Annotated in this window: 25 protein-coding genes; 13 read left to right on the forward strand and 12 right to left on the reverse strand. The window is 70.5% G+C overall.

Annotated elements, in window-relative coordinates:
* Positions 1 to 60 precede the first annotated feature (60 nt).
* On the forward strand, positions 61 to 1,455 hold the full coding sequence (locus OHA68_RS11820) for an N-acetylmuramoyl-L-alanine amidase (protein ID WP_327107681.1): 1,395 nt from the start codon (positions 61 to 63) through the stop codon (positions 1,453 to 1,455).
* Here OHA68_RS11820 and OHA68_RS11825 read toward each other — a convergent pair.
* Complete coding sequence (locus tag OHA68_RS11825; RefSeq protein ID WP_327107682.1) at positions 1,452 to 2,291, reverse strand: FKBP-type peptidyl-prolyl cis-trans isomerase; 840 nt, start codon at positions 2,289 to 2,291, stop codon at positions 1,452 to 1,454. The genes OHA68_RS11820 and OHA68_RS11825 overlap by 4 nt on opposite strands.
* Positions 2,292 to 2,364: 73 nt before the next feature.
* On the opposite strand from OHA68_RS11825, the gene OHA68_RS11830 reads away from it, so the two are divergent.
* Positions 2,365 to 3,399: a DUF2293 domain-containing protein gene (locus OHA68_RS11830; protein WP_327107683.1), complete on the forward strand. Its 1,035-nt coding sequence runs from the start codon at positions 2,365 to 2,367 to the stop codon at positions 3,397 to 3,399.
* 9 nt (positions 3,400 to 3,408) lie between these two features.
* Positions 3,409 to 3,783, forward strand: a complete 375-nt coding sequence (locus OHA68_RS11835) for an MmcQ/YjbR family DNA-binding protein (protein ID WP_327107684.1) — start codon at positions 3,409 to 3,411, stop codon at positions 3,781 to 3,783.
* Here the strand turns inward: OHA68_RS11835 and OHA68_RS11840 are convergent.
* A complete protein-coding gene (locus tag OHA68_RS11840; RefSeq protein WP_189137829.1) occupies positions 3,763 to 4,368 on the reverse strand; it encodes a LysE family translocator in 606 nt (201 codons plus the stop codon). The genes OHA68_RS11835 and OHA68_RS11840 overlap by 21 nt on opposite strands.
* Positions 4,369 to 4,543: 175 nt before the next feature.
* Positions 4,544 to 5,749, reverse strand: coding sequence for a kynureninase (kynU, locus tag OHA68_RS11845; protein ID WP_327107685.1), 1,206 nt, complete (start codon positions 5,747 to 5,749; stop codon positions 4,544 to 4,546).
* Positions 5,750 to 5,894: 145 nt separating this feature from the next.
* Here kynU and OHA68_RS11850 point away from each other — a divergent pair, with 145 nt between their 5' ends.
* The 4 genes from OHA68_RS11850 (at position 5,895) to OHA68_RS11865 (ending at position 8,445) form a co-directional block, all read left to right on the forward strand.
* Positions 5,895 to 6,593 carry a dienelactone hydrolase family protein gene (locus tag OHA68_RS11850; protein WP_327107686.1) on the forward strand — a complete coding sequence of 233 codons (699 nt, stop codon included), beginning with the start codon at positions 5,895 to 5,897 and terminating at the stop codon, positions 6,591 to 6,593.
* 127 nt (positions 6,594 to 6,720) lie between these two features.
* A complete protein-coding gene (locus OHA68_RS11855) occupies positions 6,721 to 7,185 on the forward strand; it encodes a VanZ family protein (RefSeq protein ID WP_327107687.1) in 465 nt (154 codons plus the stop codon).
* Positions 7,186 to 7,336: 151 nt separating this feature from the next.
* The gene (locus OHA68_RS11860; protein ID WP_327107688.1) at positions 7,337 to 8,089 is read left to right on the forward strand and encodes a GntR family transcriptional regulator; all 753 of its coding nucleotides are present in this window, start codon (positions 7,337 to 7,339) and stop codon (positions 8,087 to 8,089) included.
* A gap of 116 nt (positions 8,090 to 8,205) precedes the next feature.
* A complete protein-coding gene (locus tag OHA68_RS11865; protein WP_327107689.1) occupies positions 8,206 to 8,445 on the forward strand; it encodes a hypothetical protein in 240 nt (79 codons plus the stop codon).
* A 205-nt stretch (positions 8,446 to 8,650) separates the two neighbouring features.
* Here OHA68_RS11865 and OHA68_RS11870 read toward each other — a convergent pair whose 3' ends face one another.
* Entirely contained in the window at positions 8,651 to 9,718 is a 1,068-nt protein-coding gene (locus OHA68_RS11870; RefSeq protein ID WP_327107690.1) for a hypothetical protein, read from the reverse strand.
* A gap of 150 nt (positions 9,719 to 9,868) precedes the next feature.
* On the opposite strand from OHA68_RS11870, the gene OHA68_RS11875 reads away from it, so the two are divergent.
* Positions 9,869 to 10,390, forward strand: a complete 522-nt coding sequence (locus OHA68_RS11875) for a gamma carbonic anhydrase family protein (RefSeq protein ID WP_327107691.1) — start codon at positions 9,869 to 9,871, stop codon at positions 10,388 to 10,390.
* On the opposite strand, the gene OHA68_RS11880 is transcribed toward OHA68_RS11875, so the two are convergent.
* A complete protein-coding gene (locus tag OHA68_RS11880; protein ID WP_327107692.1) occupies positions 10,362 to 11,264 on the reverse strand; it encodes a DUF1349 domain-containing protein in 903 nt (300 codons plus the stop codon). The two genes, OHA68_RS11875 and OHA68_RS11880, sit on opposite strands and share 29 nt — an antisense overlap.
* 62 nt (positions 11,265 to 11,326) lie before the next feature.
* On the opposite strand from OHA68_RS11880, the gene OHA68_RS11885 reads away from it, so the two are divergent.
* Entirely contained in the window at positions 11,327 to 12,763 is a 1,437-nt protein-coding gene (locus tag OHA68_RS11885) for a hypothetical protein (RefSeq protein ID WP_407674434.1), read from the forward strand.
* A 528-nt stretch (positions 12,764 to 13,291) separates the two neighbouring features.
* Here the strand turns inward: OHA68_RS11885 and OHA68_RS11890 are convergent.
* The 7 genes from OHA68_RS11890 to OHA68_RS11920 form a co-directional block, all read right to left on the reverse strand.
* Positions 13,292 to 13,573: a metal-sensitive transcriptional regulator gene (locus OHA68_RS11890; RefSeq protein WP_049560737.1), complete on the reverse strand. Its 282-nt coding sequence runs from the start codon at positions 13,571 to 13,573 to the stop codon at positions 13,292 to 13,294.
* Between the two features lie 29 nt (positions 13,574 to 13,602).
* Entirely contained in the window at positions 13,603 to 14,670 is a 1,068-nt protein-coding gene (locus OHA68_RS11895; RefSeq protein ID WP_189137819.1) for a glycosyltransferase, read from the reverse strand.
* On the reverse strand, positions 14,667 to 15,461 hold the full coding sequence (locus OHA68_RS11900; protein WP_327107693.1) for a hypothetical protein: 795 nt from the start codon (positions 15,459 to 15,461) through the stop codon (positions 14,667 to 14,669). Before OHA68_RS11900 ends, OHA68_RS11895 begins: the two co-directional genes overlap by 4 nt.
* A 148-nt stretch (positions 15,462 to 15,609) precedes the next feature.
* Entirely contained in the window at positions 15,610 to 17,700 is a 2,091-nt protein-coding gene (locus OHA68_RS11905; RefSeq protein WP_407674492.1) for a (Fe-S)-binding protein, read from the reverse strand.
* 159 nt (positions 17,701 to 17,859) lie between these two features.
* Positions 17,860 to 18,441 carry a TetR/AcrR family transcriptional regulator gene (locus OHA68_RS11910; protein ID WP_189137816.1) on the reverse strand — a complete coding sequence of 194 codons (582 nt, stop codon included), beginning with the start codon at positions 18,439 to 18,441 and terminating at the stop codon, positions 17,860 to 17,862.
* The gene (locus OHA68_RS11915) at positions 18,438 to 19,196 is read right to left on the reverse strand and encodes a class I SAM-dependent methyltransferase (RefSeq protein ID WP_327107695.1); all 759 of its coding nucleotides are present in this window, start codon (positions 19,194 to 19,196) and stop codon (positions 18,438 to 18,440) included. Before OHA68_RS11915 ends, OHA68_RS11910 begins: the two co-directional genes overlap by 4 nt.
* An 11-nt stretch (positions 19,197 to 19,207) precedes the next feature.
* Positions 19,208 to 20,017, reverse strand: coding sequence for a sugar phosphate isomerase/epimerase family protein (locus OHA68_RS11920; RefSeq protein WP_189137814.1), 810 nt, complete (start codon positions 20,015 to 20,017; stop codon positions 19,208 to 19,210).
* A gap of 56 nt (positions 20,018 to 20,073) precedes the next feature.
* Between OHA68_RS11920 and OHA68_RS11925 the strand changes: the two genes are divergently transcribed.
* The 4 genes from OHA68_RS11925 to OHA68_RS11940 all read left to right on the forward strand — a co-directional run bounded on the left by OHA68_RS11925 (position 20,074) and on the right by OHA68_RS11940 (position 23,880).
* Positions 20,074 to 20,772, forward strand: a complete 699-nt coding sequence (locus OHA68_RS11925) for a class I SAM-dependent methyltransferase (protein ID WP_327107696.1) — start codon at positions 20,074 to 20,076, stop codon at positions 20,770 to 20,772.
* A gap of 42 nt (positions 20,773 to 20,814) precedes the next feature.
* On the forward strand, positions 20,815 to 21,189 hold the full coding sequence (locus OHA68_RS11930; protein WP_189137812.1) for a MerR family transcriptional regulator: 375 nt from the start codon (positions 20,815 to 20,817) through the stop codon (positions 21,187 to 21,189).
* On the forward strand, positions 21,186 to 21,491 hold the full coding sequence (trxA, locus tag OHA68_RS11935) for a thioredoxin (protein WP_327107697.1): 306 nt from the start codon (positions 21,186 to 21,188) through the stop codon (positions 21,489 to 21,491). Before OHA68_RS11930 ends, trxA begins: the two co-directional genes overlap by 4 nt.
* 73 nt (positions 21,492 to 21,564) lie before the next feature.
* A complete protein-coding gene (locus OHA68_RS11940) occupies positions 21,565 to 23,880 on the forward strand; it encodes a M20/M25/M40 family metallo-hydrolase (protein ID WP_327107698.1) in 2,316 nt (771 codons plus the stop codon).
* Positions 23,881 to 23,933: the final 53 nt, after the last annotated feature.

Raw genomic sequence — 23,933 nt, forward strand, 5'->3', positions numbered from 1 at the left:
GGAACCGCAGCTCCGGCGGGGCGGCCCCCCTCCGAACAGTCCTAGGGAGCACACCGGATCGTGAAAGCCAAGATCCTGATCGTGACCGCCGGGTTACTCGTCCTGTCCGGCCAGCACGCCGCCCAGGCGGCGCAGAATCCGCTGTCCGACGCCTTCGCCAAGGCCGCCGCCACCTATGACGTGCCGCGCGACCTGCTCGTCGCGGTCGCCTACGCCGAGTCCCGGCTCGACGGCCACGCCGGCGAGCCCAGCGCCAGCGGCGGCTACGGCGTCATGCACCTGGTCAGCAACTCCGCCACGCACACGCTGGAGGAAGCCGCCAAGATCACCGCCAAGCCGGTGAGCGAGCTGAAGTCCGACGACGCCGCCAACGTGCTCGGCGGCGCGGCCGTGCTGCGCGCCCAGGCCGACGCCCTCGGACTGAGCGCCGCCGGGCGCAAGGACACCGACGCCTGGTACCCCACGGTGGCCGCCTACAGCCACGCCGCGGCCGCCGACACGGCCAAGATCTACGCCGACGCCGTCTACGAGACGCTGGCCGGCGGGGTCGACGCCCGAGGCGTCCAGGTCAAGGCGCGGACCGTCGACCCCGACCTGGGCAAGTACGCCGAGGCTCCGCGCCGGCTCGCCGCGGCCACCGACTACCCGGGAGCCCGCTGGGTCGCGGCGAACGCCGCCGGATACGCGGTGTCCAGCCGCCCGACCAGTGATGCGATCGACCGGATCGTCATCCACGTCGCCCAGGGTTCGTACGCGGGCACGATCTCGTGGTTCCAGAACCCGGCGGCCAAGGTGTCCAGCCACTACGTGGTGCGCTCGTCCGACGGCCAGGTCACCCAGATGGTGCGGGAGAAGGACCGGGCCTTCCACGCCGGCGACTACAACAGGCGCTCGGTCGGCATCGAGCACGAGGGCTTCGTGGACAACGCCTCGTGGTTCACCGACCAGATGTACCGGGCCTCGGCGGCGCTGACCCGCAACATCGCCGACAGGTACGGCATCCCCAAGAACCGCACGCACATCGTCGGCCACGTCCAGGTGCCCGGCACCGACCACACCGACCCCGGCCCGCACTGGAACTGGACCACGTACATGAACTACGTGACCGGCGGCTCCGGCGGCGGCACCAACCCGCACACCCCCGAGGAGGTCTGCGGCAGCGGCTTCAAGGTGATCGACTCGGCCGCCCTCGGCACGGCGGGCAAGGTCTACCTGCTCTACAACACCGCCAACGGCCAGAACTGCGTGGCCACGATGAAGCTCACCTCGCTCGGCCAGGCCACCGCCACCTCCGCCTACCTGGAGGTCCAGGGCAGCGCCAGGAAGACCGACTCGGGCAACTTCGCCTACTACGCCGGGCCGGTCAAGGCCTCGGCGCCCGGCAAGTGCGTCAAGTGGGGCGGCAAGGCCGGCTCGTCCGCGTACGACAGCCCCTTCGAGCACTGCGGCAGCTAGATCGCGTCCAGGATGTCGATGACGTAGAGCCTCGGCTCGCCCACAGCGTCCGGGTACCCGCTGGTGGGCGAGCCGACGGTGACGCGGGCCCCCACACGCCGGCCCTGCAGCCCGGTCACCCAGCCGGGCGGCACGGCCCCCGGCACGAGCCTGAAGGCGCTCGGGCCACCCCGGCGGTAGGAGGAGTCCACCGCCGCGCGTGAGGGCCACGCGGCCGCCACGTACTGCACGATGACCTTGGCCCCGGCCCGCACCTCGGCGCCCGAACCGTCGATCAGGGTGCGGGGCGGGCTCATGGGCGTCAGGTCGGCGGGCACGACGGGCAGCGGCCGGCCGACCAGGCGGGCGTCCGGCGGGTAGCCGCCGAGGATGTCGAGAACGACCACCAGCGGCTCCGCCGCCCCCACCTCGCCGAGCTCCATGCCGGGCCCGAGCACCTGCGCGGCGGCGCCGACCAGCAGCACCCGGCTGCCCGCCGGCTGCCCGATGAGAGCCTGGCGCCAGGTTTCCTGGACGTGCCGCCCGTCGAAGACGACGGTGACGGGCTGATTGGCGTCGTAGGTGCTCAGCTGGGGGCTGTTGTCCGCCCACGTGCGGATCTCGACGTCGGCCAGCACCACGTCGCCGGGCATGGTGCGGCGTCCGCTCCCGACGCCGAGCACCGCCATCCTGGGCATGCGCCCGGGTGCGCCACGGGGGACGGAGACGACCGGCCTGGTGCCGAACGTGCCGGTCACCAGGGGCATAATCCCGCCCTCCGTCACTCCGCAGGACGTGACGAGCACGAGTACGGCAGGCCAGAGCAGGCGCACGAATCCCCCCGGAAGCAGAACCACGACGCACGCTTCCTTGCCGCGATCGGCACAAGGGATGCCCACCGGCCGACAAAGGGGCGGCACACTGAGGGGCGTGAGCAAGCCGAACCTCGCCCGCAGGGTCGCCGAGGCAGCCGAGATCGCGCTGACCGACCACAAGTACGTGACGTTCATCGATGTGGTGACGGGCCTGCGCTGGCTGCGTTCGCGCCATGTCGACCTCTGGCGCCAGGGCCGCGCCGCCACGCTCGCCGAGCTCGCGGCGGTCGACGAGGACCGCCTGGTGACGACGGCCGCGCTGCTGAGGGATTGGGCACGGGCCAAGGGCCTGCGTCCGGTGCCGACGCCGTACGTGTCCGGCAGCCGGGATCGCAGCCCGCTGCGCTTCACGACGCGGCCCGAGCAGGAGGCGTTCCAGGTGCACTGGCTGTCTCCCGAGCTGAGCGAGGCGCGGGCCAAGCGGCTGGTGGAGCGGCAGAGCAAGGCGCCGGACCTGGTGGTCGTGGCCCCGCTGGAGACCTGGGCGTGTGCCTCCTGCGCCGACACCGGCCCCTTCCTGATCATGGAGGATGCCGACGCGCACTGCCTGACCTGCGCGGATCTGGACCATCTGGTGTTCCTGCCGGCGGGCAACGCGGCGCTGAGCCGCCGGGCCAAGCAGGAGAGCGGCCTGTCGGCGGTGGTGGTGCGCTACAACCGGCGGCGCAAGGTCTATCAGCGGCACGGCCTGCTGGTGGAGGAGGCGGCCCTGATCCGGGCCGAGGAGCGCTGCCTGGCCGACGAGGACGCGCGGCTGCGCCGCCGTGAGCGCGACACGGTGCGCCGGGCCGAGCAGGACGTCGAATACCAGGCGACGATGGCGGCACGGATCGCCCGGCTGTTCCCCGGCTGCCCGCCGGAGCGGGCCCGCGAGATCGCCGAGCACGCCGGGCTGCGCGGCAGCGGCCGGGTGGGCCGCACGGCCGCCGCCAGGGCGCTGGACGAGAACGCGATCACGCTGGCGGTGGTCGCCTCGGTCCGGCACCGCGACACCGACTACGACCGGCTGCTCATGGCGGGCGTGCCCCGGACGGAAGCGCGCGAGCGGATCAGGGACGCCATCGACCGCAAGCTGGCCGAGTGGCGGTAGCGTCCTGGCATGAGTGACTGGCACGACGTACGCGAAGAGCTCCGCGCGTTCGCGCTCGGGCTGCCCGAGACCCACGAGGACCACCCGTGGGGTGAGACGGTCATCAAGGTCAACAAGAAGGTCTTCCTGTTGCTCGGCATCGACGAGCAGACCGACAAGTGGGACCCGACCTTCGGGGTGAAGCTCCTGTCGCAGACGCACGGCCACGCGCTGACGGTCGAGGGGGCGGCGCCGAGCGGCTACGGGCTCGGCAAGGCCGGCTGGGTGACCGTGCCGTTCCTGGCCGAGCTGCCGGAGACCGAGGTGCTGCTCGACTGGGTGGAGGAGAGCTACCGGGCGATCGCCCCGAAACGGGCGATCAAGCTATTGGACGGCCAGCCGTAGCGCGAAGCCGACCAGCAGCACCCCCGTGACGCGCTCGATCCTGGCGCGGATGCGCGGGGTGCGCAGCAGCGTGCCCGCCCGGTCCACGATCAGGTTGTAGAGGCTGAACCAGAGCGCGTACAGCAGGGCGACGATGGCCGACAGCAGCAGCGCGCTGCCCAGGGCGTCGCCGTGCGCCGGCAGAAACTGCGGCAGCCACGTCACGAACAGCAGCAGGACCTTGGGGTTGAGCAGGTTGGACAGCAGTCCCCTGCGCACGTGCCCGAGCGCGGAGCCGCCCGGCGCCGCCACGGGCGGCCGGTCGGCCTTGGCGGGCCCGGCCAGCAGGGCGTGTACGCCCAGCCAGAGCAGATAGCAGACGCCGAGCGCGCGGACGACGGTGAACGCGGCGGGCGAGGCCACCAGCAGGGCCGACAGGCCGATCGCGGCGGCCGCGGCGTGCACGGACAGGCCGAGCAGGCCGCCGAGCATGGTCAGCAGTCCGGCCATCCGGCCGTGGGCGAGGGAACTACGCATGATCAGGGCCGCGTCGGGGCCGGGAATCATGATCATCACGAGGGTGGTGACCACGAAGGTCAGCAGCATGGCGGGGGTCTCCCAGAGCCGAGCGCGCGCTCCCGCCGAACCCGCTCGTGCGCAGGCCGCACGGTGACGCGGGCGAACAGTGAAGGTGCCTTGTGGGCACTGTCAAAGGGTACCTGGCGCCGGTGACCGCGAGCCGCCGGGTGTGCCTCATGTGACCGCGAGCCATCTCACGCGCTCAGGTGACCGCCAGGCGCTGGGTGTACCTCTCGTCCCGCCAGTGCTCCTTGTCCAGCACCTCCAGCAGCGTGCCGGCGGCGTCGTACACGTCCACGTAGCGGGTGTAGAGCGGGGCGAGCCCGAAGCGGAGGATGTCGGGGGCGCGGAAGTCGCCGTGCACGCCCCGGTCGATCAGCGCGCGCATCACCGGATAGCCGTCGGGGTGCCGGAAGCTGACGTGGCTGCCGCGCCGCTCCGCGTCGGCGGGCGAGGCGAGCTCCAACGCGTCGCCGACCAGGTCGACGAGGAGCGAGCCCAGCGCCACGCTCTTGGCGCGCAGCAGGTCGAGCGGCACCCGCTCCCACACGTCGAGCGCCGCCTGCAGCGCCGCGAACGACAGCACGTGCGGCGTGCTCACCGCGAACCGCCTGATCCCCTCGGCGGGCCGGTAGTCGGCCTCGAACGCGAACGGCTCGGCGTGCGAGTGCCAGCCGGACAGATCGTTCCGCGCGTCGGCGTGATGGCGCGGGTTGACGTAGAGGAAGGCCGGCGCCCCCGGTCCCGCGTTCAGATACTTGTACGTACATCCCACCGCGAAGTCGGCGGCCGAGACGTCCACCTGGAGCGCGCCGACGCTGTGGCACACGTCCCAGATCATCAGCGCCCCCGCCGCCTGCACCCGGGCGGTCACCTCGGCCACGTCGTGCCGCTCGCTGGTGCGGTAGTCGACCTCCGACAGCAGCACCACGGCCGCGTCGTCGAACCTGCCCTCGGCGAAGTCGCGGATCTCGTAGCCGCCGAGCGCTCCGGCGAGCCCCTGGACCATGTAGTGGTCGGTCGGGAAGTTCCGCACGTCGGAGACGATCACCCGGCGGCCGGGGCGCAGCTTGAGCGCCGCGGCCACCGCCTGGTGGATCGCGATGGAGGTGGAGTTGCCCGCGACGACCTGGCCGGGGCCCACGCCGATGAGGGGCGCGATCCGGTCCCCCACGGTCAGCGGCAGGTCGTACCAGCCGGCGGTGTTCCAGCCGCCGACGAGCCGGCCGCCCCACTCCTCCTCCACCGCCTGCCGCACCCGCTCGGGAGTCCGCCTCGGCAGCGCGCCGAGCGAGTTGCCGACCAGGTAGATGACGCCTTCGGTCATGGTGAACTCGTGCCTGAAGTCCCGCAGCGGGTCTTCGGCGTCCAGGGCGAGGCAGCGGTCGCGATCCAGCACCTGAGTCACTCCTTCAGTGGCGTCTTCGCACCATTTTGGTAGTTCCAGGGATGAATTGCACCCTTCGCTCCCTCGGCGACGGGCGACCGGCGACCTGCGCGCCGCGCCAGGCTGCTGCCGCGCGACTCGGCCCCCGTTCGCCATGCTTGACAGCATGCGCACTCGTATCGACGAAGTCACGGCACATGACGGCTCCTTCGACGTCCACCTCTGGCTGCCGGAGGCCGGCCGTGGCCCCGGGATCCTGCTCATCCAGGAGCTCTTCGGCGTGGGCCCGCAGCTCAGGAGGGTCGCCGAGCGGCTCGCGGGAGACGGCTACGTCGTGGCCGCGCCGGACCTGTTCTGGCGGCTGCGGCCGGGCTGGCAGGCCGAGCCCGACGAGGCGGGGCTGGCCGCCTCGCTGGAGCTGGCCACCGGCTTCGACCTCCCGCAGGGAGTGGCCGACTGCGCGCTCGCCATGGCCCACCTGCGTCGGCTCACCGAGGTCACGGGCGGGACGGGCTCGCTCGGGTTCTGCCTGGGCGGCTCGATCGCCTTCATGCTGGCCACGCAGATCGAGCAGGCCGCCGTGCTGTCGTTCTACGGCTCGGCCGTGCCCGAGGCGGCCGGGCTGACGGAACGGATCGACTCGCCGCTCCTGCTGGTCTTCGGCGGCAGCGACCCGTACATCTCGCGGGCGCGGGTCGCCCTGGTGGAGCGGGCCGCCGAGGGCAGGCCGAACGTGCGTACGCACATCGAGGAGGAGGCCGGGCACGCCTTCCTCAACGAGGCGCCGATGTTCCACGATCCGGCGGCCGCCGAGCGGGCCTGGGGAGTGGCGATGGCGTTCCTGACCGAGCACCTGCCCACCTAGCCGCGTGGACAGCTTCCCGTAGCGGTGCGGGACCCGCAATCATGGGCCCGTGACGCGTACGTGGGATTTATGGGGAAACGTCATTATTGCTGCCGTCATTGCAGCACTTGTGGGCATCCTGGCAATCTTGCTGCTCGCCCGCCACCGGGCCCGCCGCGGCCACCCCGCCGCGGTGCGAACGGCCCTCGCCGACGTCGGGATCGTGGTCGGCACCGCCCCCTGGATCTGGATGATCCTCACCCCGGGGAGCGGCCAGGAGGGCATCAGTCTGTGGCCCGCTCAGGACCTCGGCTGGGTCGCCACCGAGTCCTCGCAGACCGTCCTCGTGCAGGTCGGAGGCAATCTCCTGGTGTTCGCCGCCCTCGGCGCGCTGCTGCCGGTCCGCAGCCCGCGCTGGGCGAGCGCGGCCCGCGTCGCCGCCGTCGCGGCCACCGCCTCGATCGTCCTGGAGACCCTCCAGTACGTCCTGCGCCTCGGCAGGTTCTCCTCCGCGGACGACGTGCTGATCAACACCATGGGGGCCGTGCTGGCGGCGTTGGTTACTCGCCGCTGGTGGGCGAGACGGATACCGGTCAGCAGCCGGGCGAGGTAGCGGTCGACAGAAAATCCTGGCTTCTCGACACACGGGCACACACCTCTCAAAAGAAGCGTGGGACCAACCTCTGCATCTGTGCAATCGTGGACATGACGGGGCAAGTTCTCTGGAGACGCCAAACGCGCTTGGTGACAGAGGGTGATCATCTGTGTCTGAATCCCCGGTACCCCACGAGCCCCCCATCTATCGACGCATCGCCGACAGCCTCCGCTCTCGGATCCTGTCCGGCGAACTGCGCGACGGGGACCGGCTACCGGGCGAGAACACGCTCATGGCCGAATACGCGGTCGCACGGGCCACCGCCAGGCAGGCGCTCAGCGTCCTGATCAACGAGGGGCTGGCGGTGCCGAAGCGGGGTTCGGGGGTCTATGTGCGACTGTTCAAGCCGATCCGCAGGCACGGCTCCCGCCGCCTGGCACGGACCCAATGGGGTCAGGGACGTTCGATCTGGGACGCCGACACCCGCGGCCGCCCGTTCACCGTGGACGAGGTGGAGGTGGTGCGCGAGCAGGCCACCGACGCCATCGCCGGCGTGCTGGACAGCCGTGAGGTCTGGGTACGCAGGCGGCGGTACTCCGTCGACGCCCGCCCCGTCCAGCTCTCCACCTCCTACTTCCCCGCCGACCAGGTCGAAGGCAGCGCGGTCACGGCCGTCGAGACCGGACCTGGCGGCGTCTACGCCCGGCTGAGCGACCTCGGCCTGCCACCCGCCCACTTCACCGAGGAAGTACGCGCCCGCATGCCCGGTCCCCGCGAGTGCACGCTGCTCGGCCTGCCGGGCGGCACCCCCGTCATCGTCATCGACCGCACCGCCTACACCGCGGGCGGCCGGCCCATCGAGCTCAACGAGATGGTCCTGGACGCCTCCGCGTATGTGCTCCAGTACGACTTCGACGCCTGAGCCTTTGCACGGCGATAGGCGGACCTGTCCCCTTCGACAATTGACGTCTCTAGAGAAGTAGCGCACCTTCGTAAGAGATGGAACCTCGCACAGGGTCCCCTCGGAAGGTTGACCAGATGACCTTTGACCGGCATCTAGCCGAAATCGCCCGAGAGCACTCCAAATGGACCATCTGGCGGAGCGACGCCGGGCGGTGGTGGGCCACTCGTCACCATCCGCTCGACGACGAGCAGCGCGCCGCCGGATGTGCGATGACCATCGACGCGGACGACCCGGACGACCTGCGCAAGCAACTCCGGGACCAGGAGAGGCGGACGAGCGGGCCCGAGTGGGGGGCCGGCTCGGCCCCTCCGTAGCACGCGGTGGACCGTTCCCCGGTCCACCGTCCATGAGCAGCCCGGTGCCGGGTTCAGCAATCGGCGGCTCCGGCACCGGGCCACCAATGATCTCCCAGGGGATGCGTACGTGGAAGCCTCCGACCCGATCGGGGGCGGAGGCTTCCACCCGGCCCCTGGACGGCGAAAGGCCCCGCCGAACGGCGGGGCCTTCGTCGTCCTGCGGCTACTGGCGCAGCTGCAGGCGGCCGATGTTCACGTCCGTGTCCTCGGAGACACGGCTCTCCGAGGCGCGGCCCTCAGAGACACGGCCCTCGGCCGGTGCCTCCTGGGGCCGGTCGTCGCCCTGCTCCTGCTGCTCGTCCTTGACGATGACCCGCACGTCGTCCTGCGGCGCGGGCGTCTGGAGCTGGTCCGGCACCAGCGCGCCCGCCGCGGCCTCGTCGCGCATGAGGTCGCTGAGCACGGTGCTGACCTCGTTCAGCCGCCGCACGACCTCGCTGTGCGTGTTGGTCAGATATTCCACCCGGCGGCCGGCATGCTCGTCCAGCGAGGCCACCCGCTGCTGCGCCGCCGCCAGCGCCGACTCGGCCTCCTCACGGGCGGACCCGACCGTCCGCTCGGCCTCACCCCGCGCGCTCGCGATCGTCTGCTCCGCCTCGGCGCGGGCCTGCGCCACCATCTGCTCGGCCTCGGACGTAGCGGTCGACACCAGCCGCTCCGCCTCGCTGGTGGCCTCCGAGACCAGACGCTCGGCCTCCGCGTGCGCCTCGCGCACCCGGGTCTCCGACTCCATACGGGCGGCGCTGCGCGCCTCCTCGGCGTCGGAACCGGCCTGCGCCAGCATGCTCTCGGCCGCCTGCGTGGCCTCGCTCACCCGCCGCTCGGCCTCCGCCTGAGCCGAGGTGAGGATCTTGTCCGCGGTCTCGCGCGCCGAGGCCATGAGCCGCTCCGACTCGTTCTTCGCGGACTCGCGCAGGGCGCCGGTCTCGGCCTCCGCCTCCTCGCGCATCGCCAGGGCCTCTTCCTGGCCGAGCTTGAGTATCTGCTCCAGGCGGGTGCTCGGATTGAAGTTCTGCGGCACCTCGGCTATCTGCCGCCTGGCCTCCGCCAGCTCGATCCGGCCCTGCTCGGCCTGGTCGATCGCCCGCGCCAGCCGCTCCTCCAGGTCCCTGACTTGGTTACGGGTACGGATCATGTAGTCGTGGACCTGGCGGCGGTTGTAGCCGCGCATCACGACTTCGAAGGTGTCGTCCTGCATCAGATCGGGAATGCTGTCGTGCCGGTTTGTCATGGGGGTTACCTAAGGGTTTGCGTGAGGCGGGGGAAGAAAACTGCGGGTTGTGAGGGTCTGACGACGAGACGTCAAGAATCGACTTTCCTGCCATCTGCCCACGTCCGCAACCGGAACGCCAGACCCAGGGCAGAGATTACGATGTGGCAGATGTACATCGCTGCATTGAACAACGGGGCAATCCCGGACATTCATCCCGAGGCTTACGTGGCTCCCGGAGCCGTCGTGGTGGGCAGGGTCTCCGTGGGCCGGGCATCCAGCATCTGGTACGGCTCCGTTCTCAGGGGTGACGACGAGCGGATCGAGGTGGGGGAGGAATGCAACGTACAGGATCTGAGCTGCCTGCACTCTGACCCGGGTGAGCCCACGATCCTGGAGTCGCGGGTCAGCCTGGGCCACAAGGCCATGGTGCACGGGGCCCACGTGGAGACGGGCGCGCTGATCGGCATCGGCGCGATCGTGCTCGGCGGCGCGCGCATCGGCGCGGGCACCCTGGTCGCCGCCGGAGCCCTGGTCGGCCCCGGCAAGCGCATCCCGGCCGGCGTGCTGGTCGCCGGGGTGCCCGGCAAGATCGTGCGTGAGCTCACCGACGACGACCGGGCCTCCTTCGCCCACACATCGGACCGCTACCAGGCCAAGGCGATCAGACACCGGCAGGCGTCACCAATTTGATCAGCACCTCGTCCGGCACCGAGGCGGTGTTGAGCGGGTCGGCGTAATCGGGCAGGCTCGGCCGCAGGAACCGGACGAAGTCCACGGTCATCTTCAGGTCCGGCAGCCCCTTGACCTGCTTGGCATTGCCCTTGGTCGCGTCCTTCTTGAGGGTGCTGTAGCTGTCCCAGTCCGTGTAGGCGCTGACCCCCCACTGCAGCACCTCGGGAAAGTCCGACTCCCAGCGGTTGCCGATCTTCCAGGTGCCGCCGTCCTCCTTGTACAGGGCGACGGCGACCTTGCCGAGCCTGGCCAGGACGAGGTCCACCCACTCGGACTCGACCGCTGACTCCTTGGGTTTGCTGCTGCCCTTCGTGGTGAGTTTCACCTCCAGCTGGCCGGCCTTGTCGGTCGTGCCGGTCGCGATGGCCATCCAGTGCGGGGCGGCGTAGGTGTTGGGCTCCCTGGCCATCAGGCCGCCGATGGAGAACTTGCGCTTGGGCCGGCCACCCTTCTTGCCCTCGACCTTGACCCTGGCGTGCATGACGATGTCCCCGGCGAGATCCTGGTAGACGAACGGGCCGCGGAAGCCGTCGAACCACGCCGAAGTCTTGGGCTCCAGGTACATCGCGCCCTTGGCGGTCTTGTCGACGTCGAGTTTCGCGATCCGGTCCACGTCCTTCTCCGTGGCGCTGAGCTTCTTCCACATGGACAGGTCGGTGGCGGCGTCGAACTCCGTGGAGGCGCCGCCCACCTCGCCTCCAGGGTCGGGCGGCGTGGCCGCGGCCAGGGTCAGCACGCCTGCCACGTCGGGCGGCGGCTGCAGCGGCGTCGCCGTCCCGCACCCGGCGAGTAAGCCCACGGCCGCCACCATCCACGCCTTATTCACCCTCATGGCGGACATTCTGCCGTGTTATCCCCATGAGCGATCCGAGTACGCCCAGTACGATGGCCGCCGTGCGCCCCTGGAACGCGTTCGATGCCGCCGAGGCGGAGGTCCGCTCGATGGTCTCCGACGCTCGCTGGCGGACGCTGCCCGAGCCCGATCGCGCCCACCTCATCGCCGCCAGGACCCTGGTGACGCGCGACGGCGACAGGTGGCTGTTCGGCGCGCACGCGCGCTGGCACCTGCACGATCCGGCCGACGGCCGCTGGCACCTCGCCCCGCCGCCCAGACGCCTGCGGGCGCGGCAGGAGGGGCACCACACGTCCGCGCTGCCCGCGGGCGTCATCCCCAGCGGGCCGGACTTCGCCGCCGAGCCCGGCTCCACCCAGGCGTTCGTCGGCCCCGACGTGTCCGGCAAGCTGTGCGAGCAGATGCGGGAGCTGCTGCGCGCCAACTGCCGCAAGCCCGAGCTGGACTACCCGCTCACCTCCTTCGGCGACATCTTCGCCCGGGACGTGCCGAGCACGGTCGCCGCGGTGTGGGGCACCATCATGTGGTGCGCCTACGCGCCCGCCTTCGACGGCAACGAGCGGCTGCTCACCATGTTCGGCGAGTTCCTGCGCAAGCCGCTGCCGGGTGACGAGTGGGTGCGCTGGCTGCCCGCCCCGCCGCTGGCCGATCTGGTCGCCCTCGTCGCCGAGCGCCGGCGTGCCGGTCATCCGCGCACCGCGCTGCGCTTGGCCGCGCTGATCGGTGACGCCGCGCACATCCTGCTGTGGGACAGCCGCTTCAGGCCGCGTGCTCTCGCGCTGCTGACGATGGTCGAGCCCGCGCTCAAGCGTCCAGAGCTGGACGACGAGGCGGCCCTGCGGGACGACGACGCCCTGCGCCGGGCGTGGCTGCGACGCTGCCCGCCGCGGCTCGCCAGAGCGGTGCTGGCGGAGACCGACCCGGAGGCTCATCTGTCGCACACCGTCTACGACCTGGTCGAGGCGCTGGCCTTCGCCCCCGATCCGGCGCGCGCCGCCGCCACCTACCTGGCCGACCTGTCGGACTCCCGGGGCACGCTGCCCGCCCGGCTCGACCACCGGCTCAGACACGCCTACGACGACTTGCGCCGCGCGGGGCTCACCAGCACCTCGGCGAGCGAACGGACCGAGCCTGACGGGTTTCCGGTGATGCCTGGCCCACGCTTTCCGTCGACGGGTCCGCACACAGGGCCGGGCAACTCGCGTACAGGGCCTGGGGAGCATTTCACGGGGTTGCCGGGCGACTCGCGTACAGGATCGGGGTTTGGGGGGCCGGGGCTCACGCGCGCCGGAGAGGGAGCGGCGGGCGGGGTGTTGCCGGGGGATCGGGCCGGGGCGGCGGCGGTGCTGGGGGCCGCGTACGCCGTCGGGCTGGCATGGAGCGGGGTTTCCGGGGCACGGGTGCCGGAGCGCGGGTTCGCGGGGTCTGCGGCGCTGGTGCAGCGCCTAATCCACGAACGCGACGACAGCCCCATCTAAACCACTAATACCGTTATTTCACCCTAACTCCGGCTATATCGTTCTAACGCTTCAGCAACGGGCCATTAGCTGAATTGTGATCTCGGATTCGGGAAATGATCCTCATGGGGACCAGGTGACGGCGGAAGGAATGACTCCGATGGGCCATGTCGCCGGAAGGTCCCGCGCCGTAACCTCGAAGTGGGTGTGGGCTGCGGAAGGAAGGACGACGCGGTGGGGCACAATGACCTGGACTCTCGGGTCCACGACCGTGTCGCGTTGGACGAGATTGCGCTTTACGCCGAGGTGCTCACCGCCGTAGCAGTAAGCGAGCGGCGGTTGACCTTGGACGAGCTCGACGACGCGCTCGGATTGCGGACTTCGGCGAGCCGCTGAAGACGATCACTAGACCGGTCCCGGACTCCTCAAGGGGTCCGGGACAATGGTCGCCAGGAGTGGTTCAGCATAACTAGTCAATCGCGTGATCAAGCTCCCGCGAATCCACTCCACCACTCCGCTACGCGTCCTTTACGAGACCTTTGCCGACGGCTACGAGCGGACGAGCCGCGCGATGGCAGCCGAGGCCTCCTTGACCTTCGCGTCGGCCTCCGGACCGCCGGTGGCGATGGCGTCGGCCACGCAGTGCGAGATGTGCTCCTCCAGCAGCCCGAGCGCCACCGCCTGCAGCGCCCTGGTGGCCGCGGAGACCTGCGTGAGCACGTCGATGCAGTAGGCGTCGTCGTCGACCATCCGCTGCAGGCCCCTGATCTGACCCTCGATCCGCCTGAGCCGCGTCAGATAGGCCTGCTTGTCTCCGCTGTACCCATGCATGGTCCTAAGGTACCCGCTACCGGTATCGCTCACCGGAGGTCGGCGATCAGCTTCTCCCACTGCTCGCCCACCTCGTCGGCCGCGTGCCGGATCGCGGTGTCCAGCGCGCCGGCGGCCAGGGAGCGACGCCTGCGCTCGTCGTCGATCAGTGCCAGCAGCGCCGCCGCGAACAGTTCGAGCTCCACGCCGCCCTCCGGCACGAGCACGCCGTTGTAGCCGGTCGCGACGTACTCCGCGGGCCCCCTCGCCCCCTCGTACGCCACCACCGGCACCCCGCAGCCCATGGCCTCCAGGACGGTCATGCCGAGATCGGCGCTGTGCGAGGTGTTGGCCACGATCGACGACTTGGCGAACTCGCCGGCCAGGTCGGGGGTGGTGCCCATGAAGTAGACGTGGTTGTGCAGGTCCAGCTCGGCGACCAGGGAGCGCAGCCGCCGCTCCTCCGAGCCGCCGCCGTACAGCCTCAGCCGCCAGTCGGGGCGCTTGTCCGCGACGATCGCGAAGGCCCTGACCAGACGGTCGTAGGCCTTCGCCGGCACCCATCTGCCGCCCGCCGCCACGATCCGGTTGTCCATCCGCGAGCGCGGCCAGGGGGCGCTCGGGAGGGCGTCGGGCACGGCGTGCACGGCCGGGCCGCCGTCCAGCAGCCTGGTCCACTCCTCCTGCGCCGACTCGGTGGCGGTGACGACCGCGTCGAGCCGGGGGTAGAGCCGCTTGACCGGCCCCGGAACGGCCGGGCGGCCCCACTCGCGGGCGATCCGCAGCACTTCCCGGGGAGCGTGCCTGGCCGACTGGACACTTAATCCTGGCCGGGTGGTGATGAGCACGTCGCACTTGAGATTGCGCAGCACCCGCCACAGCGCCACCTCGGTGCGCACCTGCCCCTTGGGGAACAGGTGGCGGACGCCCGGCCTGGTGTCGATGACCGTGCGCATGGTGACGTTCGGCCCGACGGGGAAGAAGGGCTTCTCCTTCGGCCGTCTGAGGCTGATCACCTCGACCTCGTGCCGCTGCGAGAGCGCCGTGGCGAGGTTCAGGGAGGAGCGCACGTCGCCGCGCATGCCGTACGCGGAGGACAGCAGCAGGCTGATCTTCACCCGCCCACCTCGATGCGCAGCTCGTCGTCGGCGGTGTAGGAGGGTCTGATGGGCACGCCGTCGACCCTTGCCGACGGGTAGTGCAGCCGGCGGCGCTTGCCGTCCACGTCGTCCAGCCAGCCGCCGAGTCGCAGCGGCGCGGGCACCCCGTCGACCTCCAGCGACGGCTCCCAGGTGCCGGCCGCCTCCGGGTCGGCCGCGAGCACGTCCACCAGCGAGACCGCGGCGTGGAAGCGCACGCCCTGCACGGTCGCGTTGGACGTGACGTGCGCGCCCGTCTGTCTGCGGTGCAGCGACAGCACGGCCTCGTGGCGTGAGTCGTCGTCGTCGAGCCCGGTGTAGGCGAGCAGGCCCGTCACCTCGAAGCGGCCCTCCCTGAACCAGATCGCGCGGACCTCCGCCACCGGATCGGCCTCGTCGATCTTGAGTGCCAGGTAGCCGTTGCGGGTGCGGTAGGAGCGGTAGGACAGCGTGCGTTCGCACAGGGCGTAGGCGTCGAGGTGGTCGAGCGAGAAGCCCGGATCGATGCTGCGCAGCCGCATCCGCTTGCCGCCCCGGCGCAGATAGGCGTCCCAGCGTCCGGCGCTGAGCAGCAGCGGCGCGAGCGACACCGCCAGAGTGGCCTCGCGGGCCACCGCCCCCGGCGTGCCGAGCAGCACCCCGCGCTCGACCCCCGAGGTGCGATGCCTGAGCACCAGCTCGGTCCCGCTGCGCAGCGGCTCCTGCATGGCCAGCCTCAAGGAGAGTACGTCTGCCAGGGTGACTTCCGCGTCTGTGACAACGACGCTCATCACGAGCCCCCTCCCCGTCGAATAGAGCCATGCGACGTTGAGGTTACCGTGATTTTCCCGTTATGTGGATGGCAAATTTCCTGCCGTGGAGCCACTTGACGTGCGGAACTCCTCCACAAGACCTGTGGAGGAGTCCGACTTTTCTCCGTCAGGAAGAGCTCTTGACCGATTTGATCAGAAGCTGGGCGACGTCCACGACCTCCAGCGACTCCTTGGCCTCGCCGGTGCCCTTCTTCTCGTTGATCGCGTCACCGAGCATCACCATGCAGAACGGGCAGGCGGTGGAGACCGTGTCCGGGTTCGTGGTCAGCGCCTCGTCCACCCGCTCGGTGTTGATCCGCTTGCCGATGCGCTCCTCCATCCACATCCGCGCGCCGCCGGCGCCGCAGCAGAAGCCGCGGTCCTTGTGCCGGTGCATCTCCTGGGTCTGCACCCCGGGCACCTTGGACATGATGTCGCGGGGCTGGGAGTAGACCTTGTTGTGCCGCCCGAGGAAGCACGGGTCGTGGTAGGTGATCTTCTCCTCGATCGGCGTGATCGGGGTGAGCAGCCCCTCGTCGACCAGCTTCGACAGCAGCTGGGTGTGGTGCACGACCTCGTAGGTGCCGCCCAGCTGGGGATATTCGTTGGCCAGGGTGTTGAAGCAGTGCGGGCAGGTGGCGACGATCTTCTTGACGCCCGCGTCGTTCAGCGTCTCGATGTTCTGCTGGGCGAGCATGTTGAACAGGTATTCCATGCCCAGCCGGCGGGCCGGGTCGCCGGTGCACGCCTCCATCGGGCCCAGCACCGCGAACTTCACGCCGGCGATGTGCAGGAGCTCGGCGACGGCCTTGGTGGTCTTCTTCGCCCGGTCCTCCAGCGCGCCCGCGCAGCCGACCCAGAAGAGGTATTCGGCGTCCTCGGGCATCTTCTCGTCGACGAGCTCGACCTCGAAGTCCAGCTCCTCGATCCAGTCGGCGCGCTTCATCTCGGACATACCCCACGGGTTGCCCTTGTTCTCCAGGTTCTTCACCATCACTCCCGCCTCCGACGGGAACGACGACTCCACCATCACCTGGTAGCGGCGCATGTCGAGGATGTGGTCGATGTGCTCGATGTCCACCGGGCACTGCTCGACGCAGGCGCCGCAGTTGGTGCACGCCCAGAGCACGTCGGGGTGGATCACGCCTTCCTCGCCGACCAGCGGCTTCTCCAGCAGTGCCAGCACGTCGGTGCCGGCGTGCGGGTTGTCCTCGGGCTTGACCCCGGCGGCGGCCGCCATGAGGTAGGGGGCGACCTTGAAGGCGTGGTCACGCTGGTCGAGGATGAGCATCTTGGGCGACAGCGGCTTGTCGGTGTTCCAGGCCGGGCACTGCGACTGGCAGCGGCCGCACTCGGTGCAGGAGTAGAAGTCGAGGAAGCCCTTCCAGGTGGTGTCCCCGATCTTGCCGCGGCCCAGCCGCTCCGGGTCCAGGTCCTCGTCCTCGAAGTCGACCGGCTTGCCGTCGACGCGCATCTCGACGGCCCCGCCCAGCGCGTCGGGCCGGCGGGAGAAGGCGATGTTGAGCGGCGCGGTGAAGATGTGCAGGTGCTTGGAGTAGACCACGATGACCAGGAACACCAGCATGAAGCCGATGTGCAGGAGCAACGCGATCTCCTCCAGCAGCGCGCTCTGCGGCAGCGCGTTGCCCAGCGGGATCGAGACGAAGGCGCCCGAGGTGTAGGGAAGGTTGCCGTTGGCCGACGCGGCGCCTCTGGCCAGGAAGAGCGTCCAGATGATGTTGAAGATCATGAAGAGAACGAGCCAGGCCCCGCTCAGGTGCGAGCCGGAGAAGCGGGAGTCGCGGCCCAGCGTCTTGGGCGAGTTCTTCACCCGGATGATCGCGAAGGCGACCAGGCCGAGCAGGCAGGCGACCGCGATGAAGTCCTGGAGGAAGCCGAGCACCGCCCAGGTGCCGATGAGCGGGATGTGGAAGTCCGGCGTGCCGGTGATCGCCCCCTGGATGATCGCGCCGTACGCCTCGATGTAGACCGTCAGCAGGATGAAGAACGCCCACATGACGAAAAAGTGCGCAATGCCGGACGGGGTCCACTTGAGCAGCTTCTTCTGCCCGAACACCTCGACGAGCTGCGCCTTGAGCTCGGCGCCCAGATGGGTCCTGGCATAGTCGACCCGTTCGGGCGCCGGTGGACCCACTGTCGCGAGCTTGAATAGGAACAACATCCTGCGGCCCGCGACGGCCACCGCCAGAACGGTCATCACGAGTCCGATGATGGCAACCCAGAGCACGGGAATCCTCCCACAGACGATGTCGCTGCCAGCGTACTGACCTGGCCTCACCCCGGATCCTACTCATGGGTAACAATACCGGGGTAACGCCTCTTACCTTATGGTTACCCTCACCACCGGAACAATGCTCTACTCGACGAAATAGCGCTGGATCGTCGGGGCCAGCAAATCGATCAGTTCCTCCGGATCCGCGCTGGCCATCGGCTCGAGCCTGAGCACGTAACGGGCCATCAGCACGCCGAACATCTGCGCGAAGGCCGCCTCGATCCGCAGGTGCGGCACGCCGAGCTCCTCCGCCACCCGGCTCAGCAGAGCCCTGGTGACGAACTCCTTGAACATCTGCGCGGCCTGCTCGTTGGTCATCGCCGACCGGATCAGCGCGATCATCGGCTCCCGCGTCTCCGCCTCGGCGGTCACCGTCAATATCATCGTGACCAGCCTGCGGCCGAGCTCCTCGCGCGGGCCGTCGAGCAGCGTCGGGATCACCAGCTCCGGCGTGACCGGCAGCCGCATCGCCTCGGTGAACATCCGGTCCTTGGTGTCGAAGTAGTGGTGCACCAGGGCCGGATCCACCTGCGCCTCACGGGCGATGCCGCGCACCGTCGCCTTGTCGAACCCCTTCTCCGCGAACACCTTCCTGGCCGCGCTGAGAATCTCCCCACGCGTGTCCGCCGAACCGGGCCTGCGCCCGGGCCGCCGCTTGACCGTCACCGGCCCACCGCCAGATAGACCCGCATCGGCACCGACAGCACGCCCCCCGGGAACTCACGCGCCAGCTCCGCCCGCTCCCGCCGGACCAGCTCGTCGGCCACCTCAGGCGACAGCACCGCCATGAAGGAGTGCGAGCGCAGGTCCACCAGGAAGTCCTCGATCGTGACCAGCCTGGTCCACGGGATCCAGCGCTCCTCGACCCGCTCCATCGCCGCCGCGATCGGCGGCACCGACCACTCCTCCAGCGCCTGCCCCCAGTAGCCGGGACAGCTGCCCGCCAGGCGCCGCTCGTAGGCGGCCAGCCACTCGGCCTGGGCGGCGTGGGTGAGGTTCCAGCAGCCGGCGATGGCGCCGCCCGGCCGCAGCACCCGCCGGGCCTCGGCGATGGAGGCCACCGGGTCGAGCCAGTGCCAGGACTGGGCGTACGTCACCAGATCGGCGACCCCACCGGCGAGAGGGAGCGCGTTGCCGTCGGCCAGCACCGCCGCGACGGCGGCGGGCGCCTGCCCGGCGGCGCGCGAGCGCAGCTTGGCCAGCATCTCCGCGCCCGGGTCCACCGCGATGACCTGTGACCCGCGGGCCCGCAGGGCGTGCGTCAGGATGCCCGTGCCGGCGCCGACGTCCACCGCCGTCGCGCCGTCGAGCCCGACGCCCGACACCTCCGACAGCGCCCGGTAGAGCTCGTCGGGGTAGGTGGGCCGGCCCGCGTCGTAGGCGTCGGCGACGCTGTCGAAAACCCGGCCCAGCCCTCTCATCGGCCCCACACTCATGGGGAGGTCGCCAGGTAGAGCCTGGCGAAGGCCAGGGCCTCCGCCAGGTCGTCGATCCGCTCGGTGCGACCGGCCGCCTTGCGGGTGTTGATCTCCAGTACGACTAGACCGCTGTAACCGTTGCCCGCCAGGCGCTGCAGGATGGCGGCGCACGGCTGGTTGCCCCTGCCGGGCACCAGGTGCTCGTCCTTGTTGGTCACGCCGAGGCCGTCGGCCAGGTGCAGGTGCGCCAGCCGGTCGCCCAGCTTGGTGGCCATCTCCATGGCGTCCGAGCCGGACACGGCGGTGTGCGACAGGTCGAGCGTGACCTGCGGGAAGTCGAAGTCGACCGGGTCCCACCCAGGGGAGTAGGGGACGACGTCGTTGCCTCTGGCCCGCAGCGGGAACATGTTCTCGACCGCGAAGGTCACCGCGGTCTCGTCGCGCATGCGGGCCAGGCCCGTCTCGAAGTCACGGGCGTAGTCGCGCTGCCAGCGGAACGGCGGGTGCACCACGACGGTGGACGCGCCGAGCCGCTCGGCGGCTTTCTGGGCCTTGACCAGCTTGGCCCACGGATCGCGCCCCCAGACCCGCTGGGTGACGAGCAGACAGGGCGCGTGGATGGCCAGGACGGGAATCTCGTAGTGATCGGAAAGCCGTTCGATCACGTCGATGTCCTGGCTCACCGGGTCGGCGCCGACCATGATCTCGACGCCGTCGTAACCCAGCCGGGCGGCCAGCTCGAACGCATCGGGAGTGCGTTCCGGATATACCGAAGCAGTGGACAATGCGATCTTCGCATTGGGCACGCGGATGACATCAGCCACGCGACCCAGCCTAAGCCGGATGACCGGATATGGCGCGCCTGGCCTACGGTTGTCGCATGCCCAGGATCGCCAGAGGCGCAATTCCCAGCCCGAACATCTGGCACACCCCCCAGGTGTACGAGCTGGAGAACCGGGCCGTCGACCCCGAGGACACGGCCGGCGCGGCCATGCGCGCGCTGCGCTCATGGGACGGCGCGAACGTGCTCGACATCGGCTGCGGCACCGGCTTCCACCTGCCCGGCTACGCGGCGCGGGCGGCCACGGTGATCGGCGTGGAGCCGCACGGCGACCTGGTGACCCTGGCCCGGCGCCGCTGCGCGGGCCTGCCGAACGTCGAGGTGCACGCCGCCACGGCCCAGGACCTGCCGGTCCCGGACGCCTCGGTGGACGTCGCCGTCGCGCGCTGGGCGTACTTCTTCGGTCCCGGCTGCGAGCCGGGACTGCGCGAGCTGTCCCGCGTCGTACGGCGCGGCGGCGCGGCCTTCGTCGTCGACCTGGACGCCACCCGCGGCGCGTTCGGCCGGTGGTTCAGCCACACCGTGCCCACCTACTCCGCCACCGCCGTGGAGGACTTCTGGGTCCGCCAGGGCTGGCAGCGGCAGCCACTCGACCTGCGGATGGCCTTCCAGAGCAGGGCCGACCTGGAGGCGGTGCTGCGGATCGAGTTCGCGCCCGAGGTCGCCGAGCGGGCCATCGCCGAGACGCCGGGCCTGGAGCTGCCCTACCCGAACGTGCTGCGCTGGCGGCACTTCTGAGGGCTTGACCTTGACGTCGGTGTCAACGTTTAACGTGAACCCATGCGCATCGGAGAGCTGGCCGAACGGACCGGGGTGAGCACCCGCTCACTCCGCTACTACGAGCAGCACGGGCTGCTCAGCGCACGGCGGGGGGCCAACGGCTACCGCCACTACTCCGAGCAGGACGTCCGGCTGGTGTCGGAGATCCGCGCCCTGCTGTCGGTGGGATTCACGCTGGAGGACACGCGCCCGTTCGTGCACTGCCTGCGTTCGGGGCACAGCAGCGGTGGGTCGTGCCCCGAGTCCATCGCGGTCTACCAGCGCAAGCTGACCCAGATCGACCAGGAGATCCGCGTGCTGCTGGCCCGGCGCGCCGAGGTCACCGCCCAGCTCGCCGAGTCGTGCCCCGGCTGCTTCGTACGAGGAGAGACATGATCACGCTGACCACCGACAACTTCCACGAGCAGGTCCTGAAGGCGGACAAGCCGGTGCTCGTCGACTTCTGGGCGGAGTGGTGCCCGCCCTGCCGCATGATCGCCCCCGTCCTGGAGGAGATCGAGGCCGAGTACGGCCTGACGGTCGGCAAGCTCAACACCGACGAGCACCCGGAGCTGATGGCCCGCTACGGCATCCTGGGCCTGCCGACGCTGCTGCTGTTCGACGGCGGCGAGCCGGTCAAGCAGATCATGGGCGCCAAGCCCAAGCGCATGCTCGTCAACGACCTGGGCCTGTCGTAAGCCCTTGGGTTTACCCTCGAAGTCCTCCCCTGGGTTGATCCGCCCGGCCACGCCGCGCCCCTAGCGTTGGGCCATGACCCGCACCGCCCTGGCCGGCCTGGTGGCGTTGACGGCACTGCTCGTCGTCACCCTGCTCGACCTGGCACCCCCCGCGCCCAGCCCCGCCGGCGCCCCCGCCGCGGCCTTCAGCGCCGCCAGGGCGCACGAGCACGTCCGAGCCATCGCCCGAGCCCCGCACCCGGTGGGCACCGCCGAGCACACCCGCGTCCGCGAGCACCTCGTCGCCGAGCTCCGCGACCTCGGCCTGGAGGTCCGCGTCCAGGAAGGCGTCGGCGTCCTGCCCCTTTCGTCACCCAACGGCGCGATCCCGATGGGCACGATGCGCAACATCGTGGCCGTGCGTCCGGGCACCGCGCCGACCGGGCGCGTGGTCGTGGCCGCCCACTACGACTCCGTGGAGGCCGGTCCCGGCGCCGCCGACGACGGTGCCGGGGTGGCCACCATCCTCGAGGTCGCGCGGGCACTGCCCACCGGCCTGCGCAACGACGTCGTCTTCCTCATCACCGACGGCGAGGAGGACGGCCTGCTCGGCGCCGAGGCGTTCATCAGGGAGGATCCCCTGGCTAAGGGCACCGTCGTGGTGCTCAACCAGGAGGCCAGAGGCGTCCGCGGCACCGTCCAGATGTTCCGCGCCTCCCCCGGCTCCGCGCCACTGATCAGCCTGTACGGCGCGCACGCGCCCCACCTGTCGGCCGACTCGGCCTTCGCGGCGATCCTGAGCGTGCTGCCCAACAACACCGACTTCCACGTCTTCGACGAGGCGGGCTGGCTCGGCCTCGACTCCGCCTTCATCGGCGGCGGCGCCTACTACCACACGGCCCTCGACGACCCCGCCCACCTGGACCTGGGCAGCCTGCAGATGATGGGCGACAACGCGCTCGCCCTCACCCGCACCCTGGCCGGCACGGACCTGACCACGCTCAAGTCGGGGGACGAGTCGGTCTACTTCACCCTCCCCGGGGCGCTCGTCCGCTATCCGCTCTGGCTGGAGCTGCCCATCGCCGTGGGCGCACTGGCGCTGGCGGCGGCCCTGGTGTGGACGCTGAGACGCCGAGGGCGGGCGTCCCTGCCGCGCATCCTGGCCAGCGCCGGACTCGCGCTGCTGCCCGTCGTGGGCGCCGGGGCCGCCGGTTTCGCGGTGATGCCGTTACTCACCCTGTTCCGGCCCGAATACAGCGAGATGCTGACCGGCGACCCCTATCGCCCCTGGCTCTATCAGGCGGCTCTGCTGGTCTTCACGGCCGCCGTCGTGCTGGCCTGGCGGCTCGTGCTGCGCCGTGTCGGACCGGTCGCGCTCGCGGCGGGGGCTCTGCTGCTGGTGGCCGTGCTGGGGCTGGTGTTCGCCGCGCTGCTGCCCGGTGGCTCGCACACGCTGAGCTGGCCGGCGCTGTTCGCCGCACTCGGCTGGCTCGTCTCGATGCGGCTGCGCGGCGCGGGATGGCGTGCGGTCGCGCTCACGCTCGGGCTGGCCCCCGCCGCGGTCCTGCTCGGCGCCACCGCCGTGGTCACGATGGACGTGGGCCTGGCGATCGGCGGCATGATCGCGGCACCGCACTTCGCAATGCTGCTGATGCTGCTCCTTCCCTTGGTACAGCCAGTCCTTCCTCCGGATGAGCCAAGCCGGCCCCTGGATGAGCCAGGTCGGCCTCTGGTGGAGCCAGGCCGGCCGGGAGATGGGCGAAGCGTCGCGTCAGGCGCCCAGGCGGTCAGGCACCGCCGGGCCGCCCTGCCGCTGCTGACAGCCGTGATCGTCACCGTGGGGCTGGTGGCGGCGGGACTGCTCGTCGACCGCTTCGACGCCGCGCACCCCCGGCAGACACGCCTCGCCTATGCCCTGGACACCGCCACCGGAGAGGCCGTCTGGGGATCGCGGACGGGGACCCCCAGCGCCGACAGCAAGCGTTTCTTCGCCGCCGAGGGCTGGGCAACGAAACCCGCTCAGGCCGCCGCCCTGCGCGCCCCCGAGCTGTCCGTGGTCAAGGACGAGACCACCGGCGGACACCGCACCCTGACCCTCCGCCTCAAGCCGACCGGCGACGCCCCCGTCACCGGGCTCACCATCATGTCTTCTGAAGGCGCGAAGCCCGTCTCCGACTCCACGATCGGCCCCATCACGGTCAACGGCAGGCGCCTCAGCAGAGCGACCGGCTTCGCCTATCACGCCCCTCCCGAAGAGCTGGAGGTCACCCTCGTGCTGCCTCCCGGGCCGGCGCGGCTCCAGGCATATGAGCAGGGCCACAACCTGTCCGCCATACCGGGCTACCAGCCGGCACCCGACACGATCATCATGTATCCCCAGTCCACCATCTTCCGAGTACATCAGCTGTGACACCCCGCGACTCGTCAACGACCGTCTGCCGGATGCACCCGCTGTGACAAGCC

Source organism: Nonomuraea glycinis, from assembly GCF_035920485.1.
Lineage (GTDB): Bacteria > Actinomycetota > Actinomycetes > Streptosporangiales > Streptosporangiaceae > Nonomuraea > Nonomuraea glycinis.

What these genes read in the sequence shown, in the direction of transcription:
- OHA68_RS11835 (WP_327107684.1), top strand. Translation starts at nt 3,409, where the DNA reads ATGAGTGACTGGCACGACGTACGCGAAGAGCTCCGCGCGTTCGCGCTC.
- OHA68_RS11840 (WP_189137829.1), bottom strand. Translation starts at nt 4,368, where the DNA reads ATGCTGCTGACCTTCGTGGTCACCACCCTCGTGATGATCATGATTCCC.
- OHA68_RS11850 (WP_327107686.1), top strand. Translation starts at nt 5,895, where the DNA reads ATGCGCACTCGTATCGACGAAGTCACGGCACATGACGGCTCCTTCGAC.
- OHA68_RS11865 (WP_327107689.1), top strand. Translation starts at nt 8,206, where the DNA reads ATGACCTTTGACCGGCATCTAGCCGAAATCGCCCGAGAGCACTCCAAA.
- OHA68_RS11870 (WP_327107690.1), bottom strand. Translation starts at nt 9,718, where the DNA reads ATGACAAACCGGCACGACAGCATTCCCGATCTGATGCAGGACGACACC.
- OHA68_RS11875 (WP_327107691.1), top strand. Translation starts at nt 9,869, where the DNA reads ATGTACATCGCTGCATTGAACAACGGGGCAATCCCGGACATTCATCCC.
- OHA68_RS11880 (WP_327107692.1), bottom strand. Translation starts at nt 11,264, where the DNA reads ATGAGGGTGAATAAGGCGTGGATGGTGGCGGCCGTGGGCTTACTCGCC.
- OHA68_RS11890 (WP_049560737.1), bottom strand. Translation starts at nt 13,573, where the DNA reads ATGCATGGGTACAGCGGAGACAAGCAGGCCTATCTGACGCGGCTCAGG.
- OHA68_RS11900 (WP_327107693.1), bottom strand. Translation starts at nt 15,461, where the DNA reads ATGAGCGTCGTTGTCACAGACGCGGAAGTCACCCTGGCAGACGTACTC.
- OHA68_RS11905 (WP_407674492.1), bottom strand. Translation starts at nt 17,700, where the DNA reads ATGACCGTTCTGGCGGTGGCCGTCGCGGGCCGCAGGATGTTGTTCCTA.
- OHA68_RS11915 (WP_327107695.1), bottom strand. Translation starts at nt 19,196, where the DNA reads ATGAGAGGGCTGGGCCGGGTTTTCGACAGCGTCGCCGACGCCTACGAC.
- OHA68_RS11925 (WP_327107696.1), top strand. Translation starts at nt 20,074, where the DNA reads ATGCCCAGGATCGCCAGAGGCGCAATTCCCAGCCCGAACATCTGGCAC.
- OHA68_RS11930 (WP_189137812.1), top strand. Translation starts at nt 20,815, where the DNA reads ATGCGCATCGGAGAGCTGGCCGAACGGACCGGGGTGAGCACCCGCTCA.
- trxA (WP_327107697.1), top strand. Translation starts at nt 21,186, where the DNA reads ATGATCACGCTGACCACCGACAACTTCCACGAGCAGGTCCTGAAGGCG.
- OHA68_RS11940 (WP_327107698.1), top strand. Translation starts at nt 21,565, where the DNA reads ATGACCCGCACCGCCCTGGCCGGCCTGGTGGCGTTGACGGCACTGCTC.